We start from the raw sequence: 6,547 nt of genomic DNA, 5'->3' as shown, positions 1-6,547 counted from the left end.
CCCCAACAGCGCTTCGCCGTCACACACCCAAGGTAGGAGCCGGATGCCTTAATTGGGCCCGTCCGGATCTGTGCGGGTTGCGCCTTGCAAGCGCGTTGAAGTCTGCCGTCTGCGATGACGGCCGCGGCAAAGCCTAGCGAGCAGCCGCGAACCAAGTCTTGCGTGGCGTCCGGTAACGGCCGCTGCGAAGCGTAGACAGGGAGGTTGTAGGCCGGAATGAAGTGAACGGGAAAATAGCCCCGAAATCGATCGTGATCGGAGTAGCTGACCCTCTCCCGTAACGGGGAAGGCGGAACCAAAGACCGCGCGAACGCGAGCAGTCTAAAGTGCTCCCGGGGTTCGTACCGCCAGCATGCAACCAAAGGCGTTGACGTGAACAAGGGAGATCCATCCGGTTCAAGCGCACGCTTGTAGGACCTGCCAAGCCGAAGAGGTGAGAAGGGTCTGATGACCGGGTGGAAGTCATACTGACTGATAGTACTCCGAGGACGAGAGAGCCGGCCACACGGGGAAGCGGTCAGCGGTAGTTGAATTGTTCTTGGGCGACATGGGCTCCATGCAACGGGAGTTACGGCCTTCTATTCAAAGAGAAGATCAGCTGACCATGGAAACGAAACTTGAACAGATAGCAGTGAAAGCTCGAAGGGAGCCAAATCTCCGCTTCACCTCGCTGGCCCATCATATCACGCGCGACCGGGTGCTGGAGAATCTATCAAAGATTCCGAAGCGATCCGCCGCCGGGGTGGACGGTCAGACGGTGGAGGCGGCGAAGGAGAGCTTCGAGGGCTGGATAGAGCCGGTGCTCCAATCCATCCACCGCCAGGGATATCGCGCGCCTAACATTCGGCGGGTCTATATCCCCAAGCCTGGCAAGACGGAGAAGCGCCCCCTCGGGGTTCCAACTGTCGCCGACCGGGCGCTCCAACGCACCACGGCTGAGGTGCTGTCCGCCATCTACGAGCAGGACTTCTTACCCTGCTCGTTCGGCGGCAGGCCGGAGCTCAGCGCCCATCACGCCTTGGCGACCCTCAATGAGGTCATCGCCGGCGGCATGATCGGCTGGGTGCTGGAGGCGGATTTGAAGAACTTCTTCGGGAGTCTCAATCATGATTGGGTCCTCCGGTTTGTCGAACATCGAGTAGGCGATCCGCGCCTGATCAGCTTGATCCGGCGTTGGTTGAAAGCGGGCGTCTTGGAAGATGGAGCGGTTCATCCGAGCGAGCAGGGAACCTCGCAAGGTGGATCGATTAGCGTGCTGCTGAGCAACGTGTACCTTCATTACGTTCTCGACCTCTGGTTTGAACGCGTGGTGAGGGGCCGGTTGCGGGGCGAAGCCCGACTGGTACGCTACATCGATGACTTTGTGATCTGTTTCCAATATCGATCGGACGCCATCCGCGTACAGGATGCCTTGCGTCTACGGTTGGGGAAGTTCGGCCTCACTCTGGAGCCGACCAAGACCAAGTTGGTCGAGTTTGGTCGGTTCGCGCAAAGACACGCTGGCAAACGCGGCAGGAACCGCCCGGAAACTATCTACTTCCTGGGTCTGACGCTCTATTGCACGCGAAACCGAAAAGGTAACTTCAAGGTTGGGATGCGCACCGAGAAATCTCGGCTACGGCGCAGCCTTACGTCTCTGCAAGAGCTAATGCAGCGAATACGACATCAAACGATCAGTGAACAGGTCAGCGAAATCAACGCCGTCCTACGCGGCCACTATGCTTATTACGGCGTCGCTGGAAATCTCCGGAGCCTCGTAAAAGTCTATCGGGTCGTCGAGCGTTACTGGCGCAAGATGTTGTGCAGCCGCAGCTGGGCAGGCCGTCGTCGTCTCACTTGGGATGCCTTCAACCAAATCAAAGAGCGGACACCATTGCTGACACCAAAACTGCGCCTCCCATACGGGAAGCTGCAGGCGCTAGCAGTGCTGTGAACCAACCGCCGAAGAGCGTAGTGCGGTAAATCCGCACGCTACGTTCTGTGGGAACCGGAGGCGGGCGACCGCCTCCGGTGACCCGGTGGGCGCTCAGCAATGAGCGTCCCTACCGCGAACCTTTTTTGTCTGAGGTGGGCGCGGCGAGCTTCGGCCTGGTCAGCTCGGCGCCAGAGCGACCACGCGAGAACTCGGTCGATCGCGATGCGCCGTTGAGCGAGCTTGATAGCGATGCGACGGATTTCCGTAAGCGAAGCTTTACTCCCATTTGATTGATGGGTTTCCGCTCGGTTTGTGCTCTGCGATTCTTGGCTGTTCGGGCAGCAGCCAGGAGGAGACTGACGGCGATGGAACTATCGAGCGAGGAGGCCGAAGCTGACGGTTTTGCGGGGAAGCTTGCGCGCCGTACGCGTTCTCGAGGCCGGTTATGGTCTGCGGAGATCAAGGGGCGTGCTGTTTTAGAGAGCATGAAGCCTGGCGCCCGCGTATGTGAGGTCGCACGGCGTTATGGTGTCAAGGCCCAGCAGTTGACGACGTGGCGCAGATTGGCGCGTACTGGCCGGCTCGCATTGGTCACGGACGAAGCGGCGGATTTCGTGTCGATCGAGCTGAGCGATCCAGCGGCGTCAGGCAAGACCGAGGGGCTCGTCGAGATTACGATTGGCAAGGTTTCGGTTCGCCTGGACGCGGACGTGTCCGCGGTGCGGATCGCTGAGATCGTAGCTGCGATCGAGCGCGGCGCATGATCATTCCGGCGCAGGGACTGCGGATTGTGCTTGCTGTACGTCCTGTCGATTTCCGGTGCGGGCAAGACGCGCTGGCCGGCCTCGTGCAGAACACGCTCGGGCTTGATCCGCATTCGGGCCTGATCGTGGTTTTTCGTTCGAAGCGGGCCGACCGGCTTAAGATTTTGCTATGGGACGGCACGGGCCTCGTTCTGGTCTACAAGCGCCTTGGCGATGGCGGCCATTTCGAATGGCCGCGGATCAGTGACGGCGTCATGCGTTTGACGCGGACGCAGTTCGAAGCGCTGTTTGACGGGCTGAACTGGAAGCGCGTGGGCGAACGGATCGTCCCGACGCCAGCTGCGGCGAACTGACTCAGGGCTGACGATTTGTTTCGCACGGCACCTTGGGATGATAGCTTGCGGATGTGCCACCGTCCGCGATTGATCCCGCCCGTCTTGCCGCGCTGCCCGCCGATTTGCGAGCGCTCTTCAGCGCGCAGGAAACGATGCTCGAAGCCGAGCGTCGTCGCGCTGATGACGAACGGACGGCACGCCTTCATGTCGAGAACAAACTAGCTGCGTCCAAACAGATCGTCGACCGTCTCGAACTGCTCGTGAAGGAGTACGAGCGCGCACGCTTCGGCAAACGCTCGGAGAAGTTCAATCCCGATCAGATGCAGCTGGTGCTCGAAGACATCGAGATCGCCATCGCCGAAGTCCAGGAGCGCCAGGACGATCGTGCGCGCCGCGCCGGCGCGGCACCGTCGGGTCGCCGGGCCAGCCGCGCCGCCCGCGCCTTTCCCGCGCACCTGCCGCGCATTGAGCAGGTGATCGAACCCGAGAACCTCGAGTGTCCCTGCGGCTGCGGCCAGATGGTCCGGATCGGCGAGGATCGCTCCAGACGCCTCGACGTGACGCCGGCCCAGTATCGCGTGGTCGAGGCGGTGCGACCGCGCTACGCCTGCGCGACAGGATGCGCCGGCGTGCGCCAGGCGCCGGCGCCCGCCCATCTGGTGGAGGGTGGCCTCCCCACCGAGGCGATGCTGGCGCAGGTGGCGGTCGCCAAGTTCAGCGAGCACATGCCGCTCTATCGTCAGTCCCAGGTTCTGGCCCGGCATGGCATCCTCATCGATCGCGCCGTTCTGGCGGATTGGATGGGAACGGTCGCCTTCCACCTCGCGCCGCTGGTCGAGCGCATGAGCGTCGTGATGAAGCAATCGGGCCGCTTGTTCATGGACGAGACCAGGGCGCCCGTGCTCGATCCGGGCCGGGGCCGAACCAAGACCGGCTATCTGTGGGCTGTCCTGCGCGACGATCGCGGCCACGGCGGCGCTGATCCACCAATCGTGGTCTACCACTACGCGCCAGGACGCAGTGGCAAACATGCCGAGCATATCCTCGACGGCTTCGACGGCACCGTTCAGGTCGATGGATACCAAGGCTATCACAGGCTCGCACGACCCGAGCGTCAAGGCGGCGCGCCGCTGCGGCTGGCCGCATGCTGGTCCCACTCCAGGCGCGAGATCATTGCCGCGACTCCGAAGGCCGGCTCACCCATCGCCGAAGCAGTCCTCGCGCGCATCGCCGCGCTCTATGCAATCGAGAAGGAGATCCGTGGCGCCGACGCCGCGGTCCGACAAAAGGCGCGCAACGAACGATCACGGCCGCTCGTCGTCGAACTGAAGAAGTTCCTGCGCGAGCAAGCCGCCCGCCTGTCGCCGGGCAGCGAGATGGGCAAGGCGATCGCCTATCTCCTGAACCATTGGGATGGGCTTACCTTGTTTCTCGACGACGGCCGCATCGAGCTGGGTAGAGTCGACGACTGGCGCGGTGGCTACAGGTTCCGAGGAGTTGCCGTTTGCCGGCAGCTTTCGCTGAGTGCCGGTGCCTCATTTCGGACCATGGCTCCGTTTCCAGTCGCCGCTCGTCAAACCGGGCGTGCGGATTTCCCGCACCCGGCTTTCTCTCGATCCGTCAAGCCTTCGCTCTCGGCATGTCGGCGCGCGCTCTGGGGAGGCGGTAGAGGCCAAGCGTTTCATGCAGGTACTCCTGCGAGTAACGCTTGAAGCCTCGCCCACGCGCCCCAGTGCGCTGAACCAACCAATGTCGCAGACGACGATCGACGTATTGCCGAATGAGGTTGTAAGTTTCCACCACTGGGCCTTGGTCGAAGTAGCCGCACCAACCGCGTAGGATGCGATTGATGACAGCGACAGTGTTCTCCGGTGTGTCCGGGTACCACTGACGTGTCGTGCGGTCATGGATCTGTTTGAGCAATCGTCGAATGGCTTTCTTGGAAGGCCTTGTGCCCAGAAAGGCTTGACCTCCCTTTCCATGGAAGCGCCCGATCGTGTACCCGAGGAATGTTACGCTATCCTCCGGGACCCGAGCGAGCCGCGTCTTGGTCTCGTTCACCTCCAACCCAAGCCTGTTCATTAGCGTCTGCATCCGCACCATTGCCGTCTCGGACGAGCCGGGGCGACAGCAGATCACGAAGTCATCCGCGTAATTCACGATATGCGCATCGAGTTGGTCTTGGTGTCCGTGTTTGCGCCAAGCCAGCAAGAACCGACGAAAGTAGAGATTCGCCAACAGCGGGCTCAGGGGTGAGCCCTGTGGAGTTCCTCTTTTCTTCGTACGGGACTCCGCCGTCCTCGTGGTTCGCCGACCGTCTCTCTCGATAACCGCGACTGTCAGCCAGTCTTTGATCATTGAGAGGAGCCGACCGTCGGCAATCCTGCGTGTGAGGCATTTCACCAGTGGTGCATGCGGAATCGAGGTGAAGTAATCCCTCAAATCCGCGTCGACGATCTCCGATCGTCGATGGTCTCTGATGTGCCAGAACACGCGGCGTACCGCCATCTTGGCGTCCAGTTTCGGGCGGAAGCCATACTGGTTGTCCAGCAGGTCCGCTTCGAAGATGGCGCCGATCACCAGCATCGCCGCCGTCATGACCGTCCGGTCTTTTACGGTTGGAATGCTAAGCGGTCGACGTCCGCCATTGCTCTTCAGTATCCATACTCTCAGCAGGGGCTGTGGTCGGTAGTTGCTCGACATCAGCTCCTCTCTGGCATTTTCCAGCCATCGCTCGCGTCCCTCGGTTTCGATCTGAGCAAATGTGACGTCATCTACCCCAGGAGCGCCCCGATTTCCACGGCAGCGCCTGTAGGCTTCTTCCAGCACATCCAATCTGCAGACTTTGTCCCAAAGAGAGTAGAATCGATAGTCCGGTTCAGCCTTAGCTTTCGCCTGCAGCGAGGTTTGAAGTTTCTGAACGGATATTTCCGGTGTTGCTAGGTTCATCACCAATCGCCGTGTTCTCAACTGTCGTTCTCGCATGGATCGAGTCAGGGTCCCTTTCCTCCGCCGGCGTTACCCGACATCACCGGTACTGCGAACCCATCCGCCATCTGCTACCGCCGACGCTGGCCCTCACGGGTTCGTCGTTGGATGTAGGCTTGTGCCCCCCACGGCGGCAGACTTCCCTTGTTGCTCACTGTCCATGTCCCGCGCGTGCTGCCATCACTACCCCGGTGGGACCTTGGGGTGCGTTTCTCGCTCGCTTCCCCCACGACATCGGCCTTCCCCGTTAGAATGGCGGGTCGGCTCCCACAACGACATTTCGAGGCCTGCTCAATGTTCACTCACGTTGCGGCCCGCGCGGACCGTCGACCCTCGAAAGGGCTCATTTTCGGAGTGCTTCAGGTCATTCGTCGCCTCCTGACCCGCCCCGAATACTTCCGGCTGGAGCGAGAGTTAGCCAGCCTGGGTTTCCACCAGGGAGAACAGTGCGCCTTGCAAGGCACACATACGGATGAGATGGACAAGCGCTTTCTTCATGGCCGAGACGAAGATTGCAAAGGTCGCCGTAAGTCCATTCTTTTGTT

General features: G+C 61.1%; 5 protein-coding genes. 4 read left to right on the top strand and 1 reads right to left on the bottom strand.

The features are described 5' to 3' along the window. Positions 1-604 precede the first annotated feature (604 nt). The 4 genes from ltrA (AC5ZGW_RS44955) (at position 605) to tnpC (ending at position 4,726) form a co-directional block, all read left to right on the top strand. Positions 605-1,933, top strand: a complete 1,329-nt coding sequence (ltrA, locus tag AC5ZGW_RS44955; RefSeq protein ID WP_165435643.1) for a group II intron reverse transcriptase/maturase — start codon at positions 605-607, stop codon at positions 1,931-1,933. Positions 1,934-2,208: 275 nt separating this feature from the next. Continuing rightward, positions 2,209-2,679 (top strand): IS66-like element accessory protein TnpA, encoded by a 471-nt coding sequence (gene tnpA / locus AC5ZGW_RS44950; RefSeq protein ID WP_496114132.1) that lies wholly within the window; start codon positions 2,209-2,211, stop codon positions 2,677-2,679. Then, entirely contained in the window at positions 2,676-3,032 is a 357-nt protein-coding gene (tnpB, locus tag AC5ZGW_RS44945; RefSeq protein ID WP_130231691.1) for an IS66 family insertion sequence element accessory protein TnpB, read from the top strand. Before tnpA ends, tnpB begins: the two co-directional genes overlap by 4 nt. A 104-nt stretch (positions 3,033-3,136) precedes the next feature. After that, entirely contained in the window at positions 3,137-4,726 is a 1,590-nt protein-coding gene (gene tnpC / locus AC5ZGW_RS44940) for an IS66 family transposase (protein ID WP_474419732.1), read from the top strand. Here the strand turns inward: tnpC and ltrA (AC5ZGW_RS44935) are convergent. Next, positions 4,635-5,963: a group II intron reverse transcriptase/maturase gene (gene ltrA, locus AC5ZGW_RS44935; protein WP_245475230.1), complete on the bottom strand. Its 1,329-nt coding sequence runs from the start codon at positions 5,961-5,963 to the stop codon at positions 4,635-4,637. The genes tnpC and ltrA (AC5ZGW_RS44935) overlap by 92 nt on opposite strands. Between the last annotated feature and the right edge of the window lie 584 nt (positions 5,964-6,547).

This window comes from Bradyrhizobium sp. Crot121 (assembly GCF_059512385.1).
This window is presented reverse-complemented; position numbering and strand designations above follow the sequence as displayed.

Excerpts from the sequence above, each read along its gene's own strand:
- ltrA (WP_165435643.1), top strand. The coding sequence starts at position 605 with ATGGAAACGAAACTTGAACAGATAGCAGTGAAAGCTCGAAGGGAGCCA.
- tnpA (WP_496114132.1), top strand. The coding sequence starts at position 2,209 with ATGGGTTTCCGCTCGGTTTGTGCTCTGCGATTCTTGGCTGTTCGGGCA.
- tnpB (WP_130231691.1), top strand. The coding sequence starts at position 2,676 with ATGATCATTCCGGCGCAGGGACTGCGGATTGTGCTTGCTGTACGTCCT.
- ltrA (WP_245475230.1), bottom strand. The coding sequence starts at position 5,963 with ATGAACCTAGCAACACCGGAAATATCCGTTCAGAAACTTCAAACCTCG.